Genomic DNA, 13,735 nt, shown 5'->3' with positions numbered 1-13,735 from the left:
ACGTAATCTCGTCTTTGCCCGTTCCGGCCCATTCGCCGGCAAGGCCGGCTCCTACAGGAGGCCCGGCCTGCCGGCGAATGGTGTCACGCCGGTTCGTCGGCCGGTCGCCCGTTCTCCTGCACCAGCACCATGCTCTGCGGCGAGGACAGGGCAATGCCCTCGTCGCGCAAGCGCCCGAGGATGGTGAACAGCAGGTCGCTGCGGGTGCTCGACACCTGCCGAGGCGAGGCCACGTAGCCGCTCACCCCGATCACCATGCCACTGCTGGTCAGGTCCTTGAAGGTCACCGACGTGGCCGGCGCATCGAGGATCGACTCATGCTCCTTGTACGCCGCCAGCAGCACCTCGCGCACTTTCGCCGGGTCCGTCTCCAGCGGCAGCGTCAAGGTGATGCTGACCACCCCGAGGGCGTTGGCCATGGTCACGTTGCGCACGTTCTGCGAGATGAACTGCGAGTTGGGCACGATCACCGTCGAGCGGTCGGACATCTGGATCTCGGTGGCGCGCACGTTGATCCGGCGAATATCACCTTCGACACCGGCCAGGCTGACCCAGTCGCCCACCTTCACCGGGCGTTCGGTGAGCAGGATCAGGCCGGAAATGAAGTTCTGCACGATCTGCTGCAAGCCGAAACCGATACCCACCGACAGCGCACTGACCACCCAGGTCAGGCTGGTCAGGTTGATGTGCAGGGTGGACATCACCAGCATGGCCAGGAACAGGAAACCGAGGTAGCCCACCAGGGTCACCAGCGAGGCGCGCATGCCGGCGTCCATGTCGGTTTCCGGCAGCAGGCGCTCGCTCAGCCAGCGCTTGACCACGCGGATGGCGAACCAGCCACCGAGGAAGATCGCCACCGCCAGGAAGATGTCCTGGGGCACGATGTTCAGGTTACCCAGCACCTTGCCGCCGGTGCCGTCCCAGTCCGCCAGGCTCAGCAGCAGCTCGCCCGGGCTGGTGCCCGAAGGCATGAACACCAGCAGCGCGGCGGCGAACAGCAGCAGCGTGCGGCCGATCCCCGCCAGCACCGTGCTGGCCTGGGCCTGGTGCCGTTGCTGCAGGCCCAGGGCCGAGGCCAGTGCCAGGCCACCCGGCTGGCGAGGGGATAGCAACGTTTCGCACAGGTCGCCGAACACCGTGACCAGCAGGTAGGCGCAGGTCACCACCACGCTGATCCACAGCAGCTTGGCGGTGAGGAAGTACGCCAGCGTCAGGTAGCCGGCAAGCAGGGTGAGCAGGATCGCCACCACCCACAGCACGATCACGAACGGGATCAGCCCGGCCAGCCCTTTCGGGCGCTCCAGGTCGTGCAGGCGATGGGCGCGGCGGTAGCGCAGCAGGGCCACGACGAACAGCAGCGACACCACCAGCGCGGTCACGCCGTTGGTGGCCAGGGTCAGGGCCAGGCTGGTACCGATCACGCTGTTGATGCGCTCCTGGGTGAGCAGCACCATCAGCGCCAGGGCCAATACCTTGGGGAACCAGCCCAGGGCGCTGGCCACTTCGTCGGCGATTGGCGGCAGGCGCCAGGACGGACGCTGCAGCATCAGCATGGCGCGGCCCAGGCCGGAGATGAAGGCGCTGAACACCACCAGGGCGAGGATGTGATTGGTCAGGCTGGCGAGGTCAGGGCCCAGGTCGGCGCTGCTTTCCAGGCCCCAGCGCAGCAGCGACACCGAGCCGGAGATGGTGCCCAGAGTCGCCAGGCTGACACTCAGCGCCAGGGCACTGCGGCGCAGGCGGCCTTCGGGCAACCAGCGGATCATCGCGTCGGCCAGCAACCGCTCGAGCACCCGGCGCACCAGGGTCCAGACCAGCACAGCTGCGACCAGGGCAGTGATGAACCACCAGCGGTGCTCGGCGCTGAAGGCGCTGGCCATGGCGTCCGACGCCTCGCCGCGCAGATCGCGCAGGCGCGCCACGTCGTCGTCGGTGGGGCGGATCAGGCTCGACCAGAACGCCGGGCTCAGCGGGCTGGCGGCGCGGCTGGTGATCTGCGAGTTGAACAGGCTGCGGCGCAGGTTGACGATCTGGGTGGACAGGTCACGGGCCGATTGGGCCAGCGTGGTGGCCTCCTTCTGCTCGGCGAGCACCGCGTTCTTCTCGTCGGTGAGCTGCTTGCGCTGGCGGGTCAGGCTCTGCGCTTCTTCCGGCATCTGCGGCCCAAGCACGTTGAGCTGGTCGTCCAGGCGCTGCACGTCGGCGGTGCGCTGGGTGACCAGCACATCGGCCTGGCGCTGCACCTGCAGGGCCGACTGGCGCAACTGTGCGAGCAGGTCGTCGTTGGCGTTGCTGGTGACGCCCTGGCGGATCTGGTCGAGCCGTTCGCTCAACGCTTCCAGCCCGGCGTTTTCGTCCAGCACCTGCTGCTCGGCCACGGCCAGGCGCGATACCGGCGTGGCCGGCTGGGCCCAGGCCGGTACGGCCAGGCACAACAGCAGGGCCAGAAGCCCTGCATAAAATCGGTCAAGGCTGACACGCCTCATCGAATGTTCCTCTATACAACTCGACAGGGCGTGAATTCTACGCGGTCCGAGCGCTCAGGAGAGTGCCGTTTCTCGGTCCAACAACTGCTGTTTGCGTTCAATGCCCCAGCGGTAGCCGCTGAGGTCACCGTCACGGCGCACCACCCGGTGGCAGGGGATGGCCACGGCGATGTGGTTGGCCGCGCAAGCCTGGGCCACCGCCCTGAACGCCTTGGGCGCGCCGATGCGCTCGGCGATGTCGGTGTAGCTCACCCGGGTGCCCGCCGGCACCTCGCGCAACGCCTGCCAAACCCGCTCCTGGAAGGCCGTGCCCTGCACGTCCAGTGGCAGGGCCAGGCCCAGCGCCGGGGCTTCGACGAAACCCACCACTTCGGCGACCAGCCGTTCGAACCCGGCATCGCCGCCGATCAATCGCGCCTTGGGGAACTGCTCCTGCAGCTCGTCGAGCAATGGCTCGGGTTCGTCGCCCAGCAGGATCGCGCAGATACCACGCTGGCTTTGGGCAACCAGGATCGCCCCCAGCGAACACTGGCCCAGGGCGAAGTGGATGGTCGCGCCCTCCCCGCCCGCACGGTACTCACGGGGGCGCATGCCCAGGCGTTCACCGGCACTTTCGTAGAAGCGGCTGTTGGAGTTGTAGCCGGCATCGTAAATGGCTTCGGTGACACTGGGCGCATTTTCCAGACGCTCGCGCAGGCGCCGGGCGCGGAACGCCGAGGCATAGGCCTTGGGTGTCAGGCCGGTTTCGGCCTTGAACAGGCGATGCAGGTGGAAGGGGCTGAGGTTCAACGCCGCGCCTAGCTGGTCGAGGCTGGGCGCGGGGTCGCTGGCCTCGATCAGGCGGCAGGCGCGGGCCACCAGGTCGCTGCGGCGCACGGCCTGGTTTATGCCCGCGCAGCGTTTGCAGGCGCGGTAGCCGGCGGCTTCGGCCTGGGCGGCGTCGGTGAAGAACTCGACATTCTCGCGCTTGGCCAGGCGCGACTTGCAGGCAGGCTGGCAATACACCCCGGTGGTGCGCACGGCGTAGACGAAATGGCCGGTGGCGGCGGCGTCGCGCGATTGCACGGCGTGCCAGCGGGCGGCTTCGGTGGTGTAGGTCGGGACGGGGTTCATGGCGTCTCTCCAGGCGTGGATCGGTTCAGCCTGACAGCTGTGGCTGGCACGATCACTCCGATTCTTGCAGGTAATTCATCAGGTGCCATCCAAACACCCTCATCGTCAAACACCCGCACGCTCCCTGTAGGAGCCGGCTTTGCCGGCGAATGGGCCGCCACAGCCGGTACGAAAACAACGGCCTTGCGCTGCCTGCACAGGCCCAATCGCCGGCAAAGCCGGCTCCTACAGGGAATACGCCGGTCAATCAGGCCCGCCACAGGTACCAGGCCGCTACCGTACGATAAGGGCTCCAGGCTTGCCCCAGCGCGCGCATCCGCGCTGGTGTCGGTGCCTTTTCCAGCCCTTTCATCCGGCGATAGCCCTCACGCACGCCAAAGTCATCCACCGGCAGAATGTCCGAACGCTCCAGGCTGTAGATCAGCAGCATCTCCACCGTCCAACGCCCGACCCCGCGCAAACTCACCAGACGTTCGATCAACCCGTCATCCGACAGCAGCAAGGCCTCTGCCCGACTGGGTATGACACCCGCCAGATGCGCCTGGGCGATGCCATGGAGCGTCGCGGTCTTGCTCGCGGAAAACCCGCAGGCCCGCATCCTCTCGGGGCTGACCGCCAGCAACTGTTCCGGCGTAGGGAATGCTGTTTCGGGAAACAGCGCCAGCAATCGCCCGAGGATCGCCTCCGCCGCCCGTGCATGCAATTGCTGGTAGGCGATCGCCCTGACCAGCGTCTCGTAGGGCTCGCGACCGGGCGTGGCCTGGTGCAGACAAGGGCCGGTGACGGCGATATGGCGCGCCCAGTCCGGGTCCTGGCCAGCCAGGTACTTGGTGGCCGCGTCAAAGGCCTGGGGCGAAAGGTCGGCAAGGATCATCAGCGCGGCTCAAACACGGTTGAACCTCCATCCTAGACCAACCGCTACACGATGAAACGACCCTTCTTGCGTCCAACTGTAGGAGCCGGCTTTGCCGGCGAATGGGCCGGCGCAGTCAGCACAAGCCGCTCAGTCCACCACCGCCTGCAACTTGCCCGCCCGCCGATACGCCTGCCGCGCGAAGCACACGAACAACCCCGCCATCAGCGCCAGCGCCATGGGCAGGCCATGGGGCGCTACATCCATCGCCGCGCCGCTGACCAGCGGCCCGACCAGGCTACCCACGCCCCAGAGCAATCCGACGCTGGCATTGGCCGTGACCAGGTCCTGCCCCTTGAAGCGCTGCCCGATCAGCACCAGCGCCAGGGTGTAGATCCCCCCCGCCACCGCGCCCAGCACCACCAGCAACGGCCACAACAGCCAGGTCATCTGCAGCAGCCACGGCAGGGCGATACCGATGCCCATCGCGACCAGCCCGCATACCAGGTGCAGGCCGGTGCGCTCGACCCGGTCGGCCAGCCAGCCCAGCGGCAGCTGGAAAATCATGTCCCCGGCAAACACCACGGTCACCATCAATGCCGCCACCCCCACGGCGAAACCATGGCTGCTGGCGTATACCGGCAACAGCGACAGCACCACGGCATCGAAGAACGAGAAGAACAGCACCGCCACGCACAGCGCTGGGGCGACGCGGAAGAAGCCGGCCAGGCCGAAGCTCTTCTCGCCCTCATCGCCGTGCTCGACGTGGTCGTTGGGTACGGTGAACAGGATGCACAGCAGGGCCAGCCCATAGCAGGCAGTGACCACGGCGGTCAGCCACGGGCTGTCGGCACCGAGCAGCGCCAGCAGCGCCGGGCCGAGGACCTGGAAGCCGGTGAAGCTGGTGGCGTACAGGGCCATGATCTTGCCGCGGTTGTGGTCCGGGCACAGCTCGTTGACCCACGACTCGCCGAGGATGATCGCGATGCCCATGCCGATGCCCAGCCCCAGCCGCAGCAGCGCCAGCCACAACATCGAGTCGAAGGCCCATTCCAGCAAGGCGATGCTCAGGGTGCACAGGCTGAAACTGAGCAGATAGATGACGCGCCGGGTCAGGTGCTTGCAGCAGGCATCTACCATGAATGCCGAGAGCATCATGCCTGCCGCCGGGATCGCCGACAGGATGCCGATCTCCAGTGTCCCCGCCCCCGCCTCGTGCAGGCGCAACGACACCAGCGGCAGGCTCGCCCCGAGGCTGAAACCGACCACCGACACGGCGAACAACAGGCCCGCCAGCAAACGCATGTTCATGTACCACTCCTTGCAAGCCGGCGCGCAGGGGCTGTGGCCCTGGCCGACTGGAAAATCCACTGAAAAATGTTCGAACGCAGGCGCCCGCAGTCACGCCTGGGAGGCGCTGGACGCAAGGGCGCGGATCAGTTCAGGGCAAGGTGTGGCGAGAAAGTGAAGGCGAACAGCACGCTGCGCCGACGCTTGAGCACCGTGTCGCTCGGCCACGCACGGCGCGCTGTCGGAGCGACAGGCTGGCGGTGTGGATGAGCACTACGGTTCATTGCATCGACTACGCAGGTAAAGAGGAGGCGGCACTCTAGGCCATCGATGAACGGCACGTCAATCGTTCGCCGGCGCCTACCGAGATCACTGTGGGAGCGGCTTCAGCCGCGATGCAGGCATCGCGGTGCCTGGCACCCGCTTTGCGGGTGATCGCGGCTGAAGCCGCTCCTACAGAGGTCACCGCAGAGCAATGCGGCGGCGCCCCCATCAACGCTTGCCAGTGGACGGCAGGAACACCGCCAGCAACCCGAACAACGGCAGGAACGAGCACACCCCATACACGTATTCGATCCCGCGCAGGTCGGCCAGGTACCCCAGCAATGCCGCGCCGATCCCGCCAAAGCCGAACATCAACCCGAAGAAGATCCCGGCGATCATCCCCACATTGCCCGGCACCAGCTCCTGGGCATACACCACGATGGCCGAGAACGCCGAGGCGAGGATGAAGCCGATCACCACGCTGAGCACGGTGGTCCAGAACAGGTCGGCATAGGGCAGCGCCAAGGTGAACGGCGCCACGCCCAGGATCGAGAACCAGATCACCGCCTTGCGCCCGATGCGGTCACCGATCGGCCCACCAAAGAAGGTGCCGGCCGCCACCGCGCCGAGGAACAGGAACAGGTGCAATTGCGAGCTGGCCACCGACAGTTGGAACTTCTCGATCAGGTAGAACGTGAAGTAGCTGGTGAAACTGGCCATGTAGAAGTACTTGGAGAATACCAGCAACCCCAGCACCACCAGCGCCAGCATCACCCGCTGGCGCGAGATGCCATGGGTGGCCTGCGCCGCCTTGCGCGCCTTGAACTGGTTGAGGTGGTCCTTGTACCAGCGGCGCAGCATCAGGGTGACGGCGAAGAAGAACAGCCCGGCCATCCCGAACCAGGCCACGTGAGTCTGCCCGAACGGAATGACGATGGCCGCCGCCAGCAGCGGGCCGAACGCGGAACCGGCGTTGCCACCAACCTGGAAGCTCGACTGAGCCAGGCCGAAACGCCCGCCCGAGGCCAGGCGGGCGATGCGCGAGGTCTCCGGGTGGAAGGTCGACGACCCGATCCCCACCAGCGCCGAAGCCAGCAGGATCATCGGGAAGCTGCCGACGAAGGCCAGCATCACGATCCCCACCAGGGTGCACAGGGTGCCCAAGGGCAGCAGGTTGGGCGTCGGTCGTTTGTCGGTGAAGAAACCGACCCACGGCTGCAGCAACGAGGCCGTCACCTGAAAGGTCAGGGTGATCAGGCCGATCTGGGCGAAGCTCAGGCCATAGTTGGCCTTGAGCATCGGGTAGATCGCTGGCAGCACCGACTGGATCAGGTCGTTGATCAGGTGCGCCAGGGCGCAGAAACCGATGATGCGCATCACCAGCGGGCTCGCCTGGCTTGCCGGGCTGCTCGCGCTGGAACTCTGGGTATTGCTGATGGCCATGGGCTGGATTTCCGTCCGCAGGTTGGGATCCGATTATCGTGAAACAAATAGATACGAAGCTACCTTTTTATTTACCCCTTCCGTACATCTCGCACGCACTTGTAAATAATTCTCAATATAATTAGCATCATTTGCCTCCCTCCCGTAAACGCTGGGCCAAACCGCCCCGCCCTTGCGAGCAGCCCGATCCCATGACCCCGATGCCCGCCTTGCACCCCACGCCCGATCCCGAGCAGGAAGCACTGGACTGGTTCTCCCGCCTGCGCCAGCCCGGTTGCGACGAGGCTCTGCGCCAGGCGTTCGGCAAGTGGTGCCAGGACCCGCTGAACGCGCGCGCCTATGCGCAACTGGAAGCTTACTGGCAGCAGCTACAGGCCCCGGTGACGCCACCACGCCCGCAGGTCGTCGAAGTTCGCCGCGGCCGTGCCGGCATATGGCTGGCTGCTTTGTTCCTGGCGCTGCTGAGTGCGCTGGCCGTTCTCTACTGGCCGCTGCTGCAACGCCTGGCCAGCGAAGTGCATACCGACGTCGGCGAGCGCCGCGGCGTGCGCCTGGCCGACGGCTCGACGTTGCACCTGGACAGCGCCAGCGCGATGAATGTCGACCTGCGCGGGCGTACCCGCCTGCTGCAACTGGTACAGGGCCAGGTCTACCTGGAAGTGATGCTCGATGGGCGGGCCATGGAGGTGCAGGTCGGCGACACCCGGATCCAGGTGTTCGGCACCCGCCTGCAGATCGCCCGCCACAGTACCCACGATGAACTGACAGTGCTGAGCGGCAAGGCCATCGTCCTGCAAGGTGGCGACCAGCGCATGGTCAACGCCGGTGAGCGGGTCACCTTCAGCGACCAGCGGATCAATCCGGTCGAAAAGATCACCATCAAGTCCGCCGATGCCTGGCGCGGCGGTCGACTGCCGGCCAGCGACATGCCACTGCGGGAAGTGGTGGAGCGCCTGGCAGGCTATCAAGGGTTGCGCGTCTGGTGGCAGGACGAACAGGCCGCGTATCGTCGCGTGAGCGGTGAGTTCGATCTGGATCACGCGGGCCAGAGCCTGGACACGCTGGCTGCCGGGCAGCAACTGCGCCTGTACCGCGTGCTGAGCCACTGGCTGATCGTGCGCTGAACCGGGCTTTCCGGCTAAGCGTTTGAAAGGTTGGAAATTTTTTTTGAAATCAGTGTTGACAGGATCGTGTTTCGAGCTAATAATGCGCGCCAAGTTGGCTACATAGCTCAGTTGGTTAGAGCATAGCATTCATAATGCTGGGGTCCGGGGTTCAAGTCCCTGTGTAGCCACCACCTTTTAAAAGGGCTTATCGAAAGATAAGCCCTTTTTCTTTGCCTGCGAAAAAGCAGCCACCCTCGACTACTTCACCCCCGCCACCGCCACAGCCAACCCGAGGCCGATCAACGCCACCCCGATCAAACGGTCCACGATCACCTGCCGCTCGATCATCGCCTTGCGCAACCCCACGCTGGAGAAGAACACCGCCACCAGGCTGAACCAGGCCCAGTGAGCGAACGACATGAACGCGCCATAGGCAAAATCCACGGTCAGCGGGCTGCCCGGCTGCACCACCTGGGTGTACGCGCTGACCACGAAGAGCATGGTCTTGGGGTTCAGGGCATTGGTCATGAAGCCGGTGCGCAACGCGACCAGCGCGCTTGCGTGGCTACCCGTCGCCTGCCCATCGAAGCTGATGCGCGTGTTATTGGTCAGTGACTTGTAGCCCAGGTAGACCAGGTAACCCGCCCCCACCACCTTCATCACCAGGAATAGCGCCGGGCTCTGGCTGATGACCACGGCAATGCCGAGCACGGTGTACAGCACATGCACCTGCACGCCCAGGGCGATCCCCATGGCGGCGGCCAGCCCGGCCTTGCGGCCCTGGGCGTAACTGCTGCGGGTGACCATGGCGAAGTCGGCACCCGGGCTGATGACAGCCAGCACGGTGAATAGGGCGACGGCGATGAGTTCATTCACGAAAGCGTCCTCGATAGGCGATGAAAATTCACTTGCGGCGTGATTATCGAGGCACTTCAAATCAGTAAAAATCGATTTATAGTGAGGTAAATACGCTAGTTTTCCTCACAGGTTTGGACCGCGCGCCAACCTGTAGGAGCCGGCCTTGCCGGCGAACAGGCCAGAACGGACAACACCCGCCCATGAAACTGCCCCCACTCAACGCCCTGCGCTACTTCGACATCGCCGCCGAAACCGAAAGCTTCGTGCGCGCCGCCGAACACCTGCACGTCACCCACGGCGCCGTCAGCCGCCAGGTACGCCTGCTTGAAGAAAGCCTCGGCGTGGAACTGTTTGATCGGCGTAACCGGGCCATTTTCCTGACCCGAGCAGGTCGCGAACTGCAGGCCACCACCCGGGCCATTTTCGAACAGCTCGAACAAGCCGTGCAGCGCCTGCACCCACCTGCCCATGACAACGTGCTGGTGCTCTCATGCGAACCCACCATCGCCATGCGCTGGCTGATCCCCCGCCTGCCGCGCTTCCAAGCCGAGCACCCGGACCTGCAACTCCACCTGGTAGCCGCCGGCGGGCCGGTGGACTTCGCCCGGGCCGGCGTGGACCTAGCCCTGCGCCGCGATGATTTCCACTGGGACCGCCAGCTGCACAGCATGAAGATCTGCGATGAATGGATCGGCCCGGTCGCCACGCCCAGCTTCAAGGGCCAGCGCCTGCTCCACAGCGCCACCCGCCCCGACGCTTGGTCGACCTGGCTACGCCTGAGCGGGCAGGGCCTCCAGCAAGGGCAGCGCAGCGTCTTCGAGCACTTCTACCTGTCGCTCCAGGCCGCCAGCGCTGGCCTGGGGCTGGCCATCGCCTCGGCGCTGATGGTGCGTGACGAACTGGACAACGGCCAGCTGGAGGCGCCGTTCGGTTTCCTGCGCGACGGCTCCAGCTATCACCTGCTCAGCCCACGCCCCCTGGATGACGGCGGCAAGCGCCAGCGTTTCGCCCAGTGGGTGAGCGCCGAATGCCAGGCCTGCCTGGCTCACCTGGGCTTGCTGCAGAACGACGAAGCAGAGCGGCCATCCCCGCCCCAGGTACGATAACCGAACGTATCGATGTGGATGCGCCCCGACGGGTAGCGGCCCAGCCCCATGCGCCAGGCCTCGCCATACTGCTGCCAGAAACGGCACAACGGGTTGGGGTCGGCCCAGGGCGGCAGCAGCAAATCGACGGCGAAAGCCCGCATGTGCGCACTGCTCGGCGCACCGCCCGCACAGGCATTGAGTTGCGGATCGCGGTAGGCCGAAACCACCTCGAACTGACGTAGAGCGCCCTGCTCATCCAGCGCCTTGATGAGAGAAAGCGTTGAGCGCACCGCCGGCCAGTGGCTGGCCGGGGGCACCGCGAAGGGCGAGGCTCGGCACTGGCGCCAGTCCGACGCCGAGCGCAGCAACTGGTGGATCGGCACCACGCCATATAACCGCGCATCCACCAGCATGTTGCGAAAGGCACGGTTTTCATGGTCCCCCGCCCATTGGGCGAACATCCACAGGTCCCGTTCGTCGGCCTGCGCCATACCCACGCCCAGCACGCCAATGGCCACTAGCCATAATCTACTGCTTTTCATTCCCCCTCCTCTTCCTCCACCATGGGCGCGCCCGCCGACCTTGGCGGCCACTGACAAGGAGTTAAGCATGCACAAGATTGCCCTATCGGGCCTGGCCGCCCTCGCCTTCAGCGGCCTGGCCGTGGCCGACGCGCAGATCGACCTGGGCGACGCCAAGCGCGTCACCCGCCTGTTCGCCTACCCCAACAACTGCAATGTGATCTGCTACCGCGACTGGACGCTGGAGCAGACGGTCGAGCACTACCTCACCCAGAGCGTGCGCCGCGATGGCTACGCCAATGCCAAGGTCACCGTGAACCGCGACAATGACAAGCTGCATGCCCAGATCACGGATGTTCCCGCTGGCTATACCGAGCCACTGCGCAAGCTGCTCGACAGCGGCGAGCTGGCCTACCAGGGCGCCACCCAGCTCAACCAGAAAGGCGGCTGGGACTTCAGCTGGTACCTGTTCCTGCCCCTGGGGATGGCGCTGGAGAACCGCCGCAGTGTCGAGCTGCTGCACTTCCCGCCGGATTACTCGCTGACCCACTACCAGGACTACCTGAAGTCCAACACCACCGACCGCTGGGCCGAGCTGCTGACCTTCAACGGCGTCGACGCCACCCAGACCCCGGCCTACCAGACCATCGTCGACATCGCCCCGATCGCCGCGCCGGCCAGCGCCGGCAAGGACCTGGAAGGGGTCTACAGCTACTTCAACGACTATCAGGTGCGCATGGTCAAGGAAGTCGCCCTCACCCACGAGGGCAAGGCCGCCTTGCCGATGGTCGCCTTCGGTTCCCCCGTGCGCAGCTGGATCCAGCAGCAATATGGGCCGAAAGTGAACGTGCTGGGGCTGGTCAGCATCAGCCCTGAGCCCGGCAGCGCCAAGGTGCCGGTGCTCGGCGCCAACCACCCGAGCGCCATCTGGTACGCCGCCGACCCGAAAGGCTACGACGGCGACCAGGACAAAGCCGACGCGGCCGGCCTGAAGATGATGGGCCAGGACCTCTCCGTCGCGTGCTGGCAGGCTGGCATGGGTCGCAATCCACAGGCTGACGCCAAGCTGACGCTGAACGCTTGCACCACCAAGTGGCAGGTGACCCAGAAGAAACAGACCTGCGAGCTGTTCTACCGCACCATTCGCGAGATGACGCCGGAGCAGGCGGCGGCCAAGTGCAATACCGGGCCGGTGACGCGCAGCCTGCGCGATTTGCGCAAACCGATCGAAGTGGAACACTCGGAGATCTGAGGCACCAGTGCGAGGGGCCGCCCTGCGGCCCATTCGCCGGCAAGCCGGCTCCTACCTTACCTGTAGGAGCCGGCTTGCCGGCGAACAGGCCTCACCGCAAAATCAGTCTTCCAGCAGCGTGCAGGCCATCACCAGCGCATCCTCGCGCCCGCCCGCCACCGGGTAGTAGTCCCGGCGCCGCCCAACCTCGTTGAACCCATACCGCTCGTACAAGCGATAGGCCGACTGGTTGCTGGCACGCACTTCGAGGAAACACTCACGCCCATTGAGCTGGTAGGCCCGCGCCATCAGGTGCTCGAGCAGCCGCAGGCCCAGCCCGCAGCCCTGGTTCTCCGGCTTGACGGTGATATTGAGCAAGTGCGCCTCGTCGATGATCACGTTGATCACCCCATGCCCCACCTGCTGCTGACCGTCGAACATCAGCCACACTTCGTACGACTTCAGCGCATCCTGGAAGATGCCGCGGGTCCAGGGGTGACTGAACGCGGCATACTCGATCTTGAGCAGGGCATCCAGATCCGCCTCGGTCGCCGGGCGGAAACTGATCGATTCACTCATTCAACGCTCTTCCAGCGCGCCATCAGCTGGCGCATGGCTTTCCAGACGTCCGCCTTGCGCTGCGGCTCGTCCATCAACAGTTCAAGGCCGGGCAAGGCCCAGGCGTCGCCGAGCAGGTCGACCTTGAGTTCTTGGTAGTAGGCCTCGGCATCCGCTTGCCCGGCAAAGCGCACGGCCGGCAGGCCGACCAGCCACAGGCAACTGCACGGCGCCTCTTCCAGGCGCGCGGCAATGAAGCCCTGGACGAAGTCCCGAGCGGCATCGGGGCCCTGGTCCATGTTGCCACGCACCAGGAACGGCCAGCGCACGGGCTCGCCGATGATCTGCGGGGCGTCCGGCAGGCCGGCTGCGCGCAGCATGTCCTTGAGCAGCAGGTAGGAGGGGTCGCGGCTCTGGAAGGGCTGGCCAGTGGCCAGTTCCACCAACAGCATGCAACTGCCGGCACGCAGCAATTGCAGGGCGAAGCGTGGCGGCGCAACGGGGGCTGGACGCGGCGCCGGGGCCGCTTGTTCGGTGGTTTCGACCGGCTTGGCGGCCGGTTTCGGTGCGCTGCCTGGGCGCGGGATCTCGATCTTCGGCCGCTCCGCACGGGCCTGAGGCGCGGCAGGCGCCTCGCTCGAAACCGGCGCGGGCGCCGGACGCGTGTCGAACTCGATGTCCTCGGCCGGTGCCACCGGCAGCAGCAGCTCAGGCCGCGACGGCGCGGCGAACGGCAGTTCGGCGCGCGGCAGCCAGTGCACCACTTGCATGGCGGACAGGTAGGCGCGGCGGCGGGACTCGATGAGCAAGGCGCGGGTATCCGGGAAAAATCAGTCGGCCATTCTAACGCCGTTGACAGCATCGTGCCGCATCAGACCGACGGAATCTATCGGCTTTACCGGCCCTGGTGGCTGGTAAGCCAGC

General features: G+C 65.8%; 12 protein-coding genes and 1 tRNA gene. 4 read left to right on the top strand and 9 right to left on the bottom strand.

The window, feature by feature from the left end:
• Positions 1–83 precede the first annotated feature (83 nt).
• The 5 genes from IM733_RS23350 to IM733_RS23330 all read right to left on the bottom strand — a co-directional run bounded on the left by IM733_RS23350 (position 84) and on the right by IM733_RS23330 (position 7,449).
• Positions 84–2,486 carry a DUF3772 domain-containing protein gene (locus IM733_RS23350; protein ID WP_248918658.1) on the bottom strand — a complete coding sequence of 801 codons (2,403 nt, stop codon included), beginning with the start codon at positions 2,484–2,486 and terminating at the stop codon, positions 84–86.
• 54 nt (positions 2,487–2,540) lie between these two features.
• Positions 2,541–3,599, bottom strand: a complete 1,059-nt coding sequence (gene ada / locus IM733_RS23345; protein ID WP_248918657.1) for a bifunctional DNA-binding transcriptional regulator/O6-methylguanine-DNA methyltransferase Ada — start codon at positions 3,597–3,599, stop codon at positions 2,541–2,543.
• A gap of 247 nt (positions 3,600–3,846) precedes the next feature.
• Positions 3,847–4,473: a DNA-3-methyladenine glycosylase family protein gene (locus tag IM733_RS23340; RefSeq protein WP_248918656.1), complete on the bottom strand. Its 627-nt coding sequence runs from the start codon at positions 4,471–4,473 to the stop codon at positions 3,847–3,849.
• Between the two features lie 129 nt (positions 4,474–4,602).
• Positions 4,603–5,763: an MFS transporter gene (locus IM733_RS23335; RefSeq protein ID WP_248918655.1), complete on the bottom strand. Its 1,161-nt coding sequence runs from the start codon at positions 5,761–5,763 to the stop codon at positions 4,603–4,605.
• A gap of 471 nt (positions 5,764–6,234) precedes the next feature.
• Entirely contained in the window at positions 6,235–7,449 is a 1,215-nt protein-coding gene (locus IM733_RS23330) for an MFS transporter (RefSeq protein WP_248918654.1), read from the bottom strand.
• Between the two features lie 191 nt (positions 7,450–7,640).
• Between IM733_RS23330 and IM733_RS23325 the strand changes: the two genes are divergently transcribed.
• Entirely contained in the window at positions 7,641–8,573 is a 933-nt protein-coding gene (locus IM733_RS23325) for a FecR family protein (protein ID WP_248918653.1), read from the top strand.
• 96 nt (positions 8,574–8,669) lie between these two features.
• Positions 8,670–8,746 (top strand) — tRNA-Met (locus IM733_RS23320).
• 67 nt (positions 8,747–8,813) lie between these two features.
• Here IM733_RS23320 and IM733_RS23315 read toward each other — a convergent pair.
• Positions 8,814–9,431 carry a LysE family translocator gene (locus IM733_RS23315; RefSeq protein ID WP_248918652.1) on the bottom strand — a complete coding sequence of 206 codons (618 nt, stop codon included), beginning with the start codon at positions 9,429–9,431 and terminating at the stop codon, positions 8,814–8,816.
• Positions 9,432–9,613: 182 nt separating this feature from the next.
• On the opposite strand from IM733_RS23315, the gene IM733_RS23310 reads away from it, so the two are divergent.
• On the top strand, positions 9,614–10,519 hold the full coding sequence (locus IM733_RS23310; RefSeq protein WP_248918651.1) for a LysR substrate-binding domain-containing protein: 906 nt from the start codon (positions 9,614–9,616) through the stop codon (positions 10,517–10,519).
• Here IM733_RS23310 and IM733_RS23305 read toward each other — a convergent pair.
• A complete protein-coding gene (locus tag IM733_RS23305; protein WP_248918650.1) occupies positions 10,459–11,043 on the bottom strand; it encodes a D-Ala-D-Ala carboxypeptidase family metallohydrolase in 585 nt (194 codons plus the stop codon). The two genes, IM733_RS23310 and IM733_RS23305, sit on opposite strands and share 61 nt — an antisense overlap.
• Positions 11,044–11,110: 67 nt before the next feature.
• Between IM733_RS23305 and IM733_RS23300 the strand changes: the two genes are divergently transcribed.
• Positions 11,111–12,274, top strand: a complete 1,164-nt coding sequence (locus IM733_RS23300; protein WP_248918649.1) for a hypothetical protein — start codon at positions 11,111–11,113, stop codon at positions 12,272–12,274.
• A gap of 102 nt (positions 12,275–12,376) precedes the next feature.
• Here IM733_RS23300 and rimI read toward each other — a convergent pair whose 3' ends face one another.
• The gene (rimI, locus tag IM733_RS23295) at positions 12,377–12,832 is read right to left on the bottom strand and encodes a ribosomal protein S18-alanine N-acetyltransferase (protein WP_011532177.1); all 456 of its coding nucleotides are present in this window, start codon (positions 12,830–12,832) and stop codon (positions 12,377–12,379) included.
• On the bottom strand, positions 12,829–13,620 hold the full coding sequence (locus IM733_RS23290) for an energy transducer TonB (protein WP_248918648.1): 792 nt from the start codon (positions 13,618–13,620) through the stop codon (positions 12,829–12,831). The genes rimI and IM733_RS23290 overlap by 4 nt, the downstream gene beginning before the upstream one ends.
• Between the last annotated feature and the right edge of the window lie 115 nt (positions 13,621–13,735).

Source organism: Pseudomonas entomophila (genome assembly GCF_023277925.1).
GTDB classification, from domain to species: Bacteria; Pseudomonadota; Gammaproteobacteria; order Pseudomonadales; family Pseudomonadaceae; genus Aquipseudomonas; species Aquipseudomonas entomophila_D.
The sequence above is the reverse complement of the archived record's forward strand: the minus strand, read 5'-3'. Positions and strand labels throughout refer to the sequence as shown.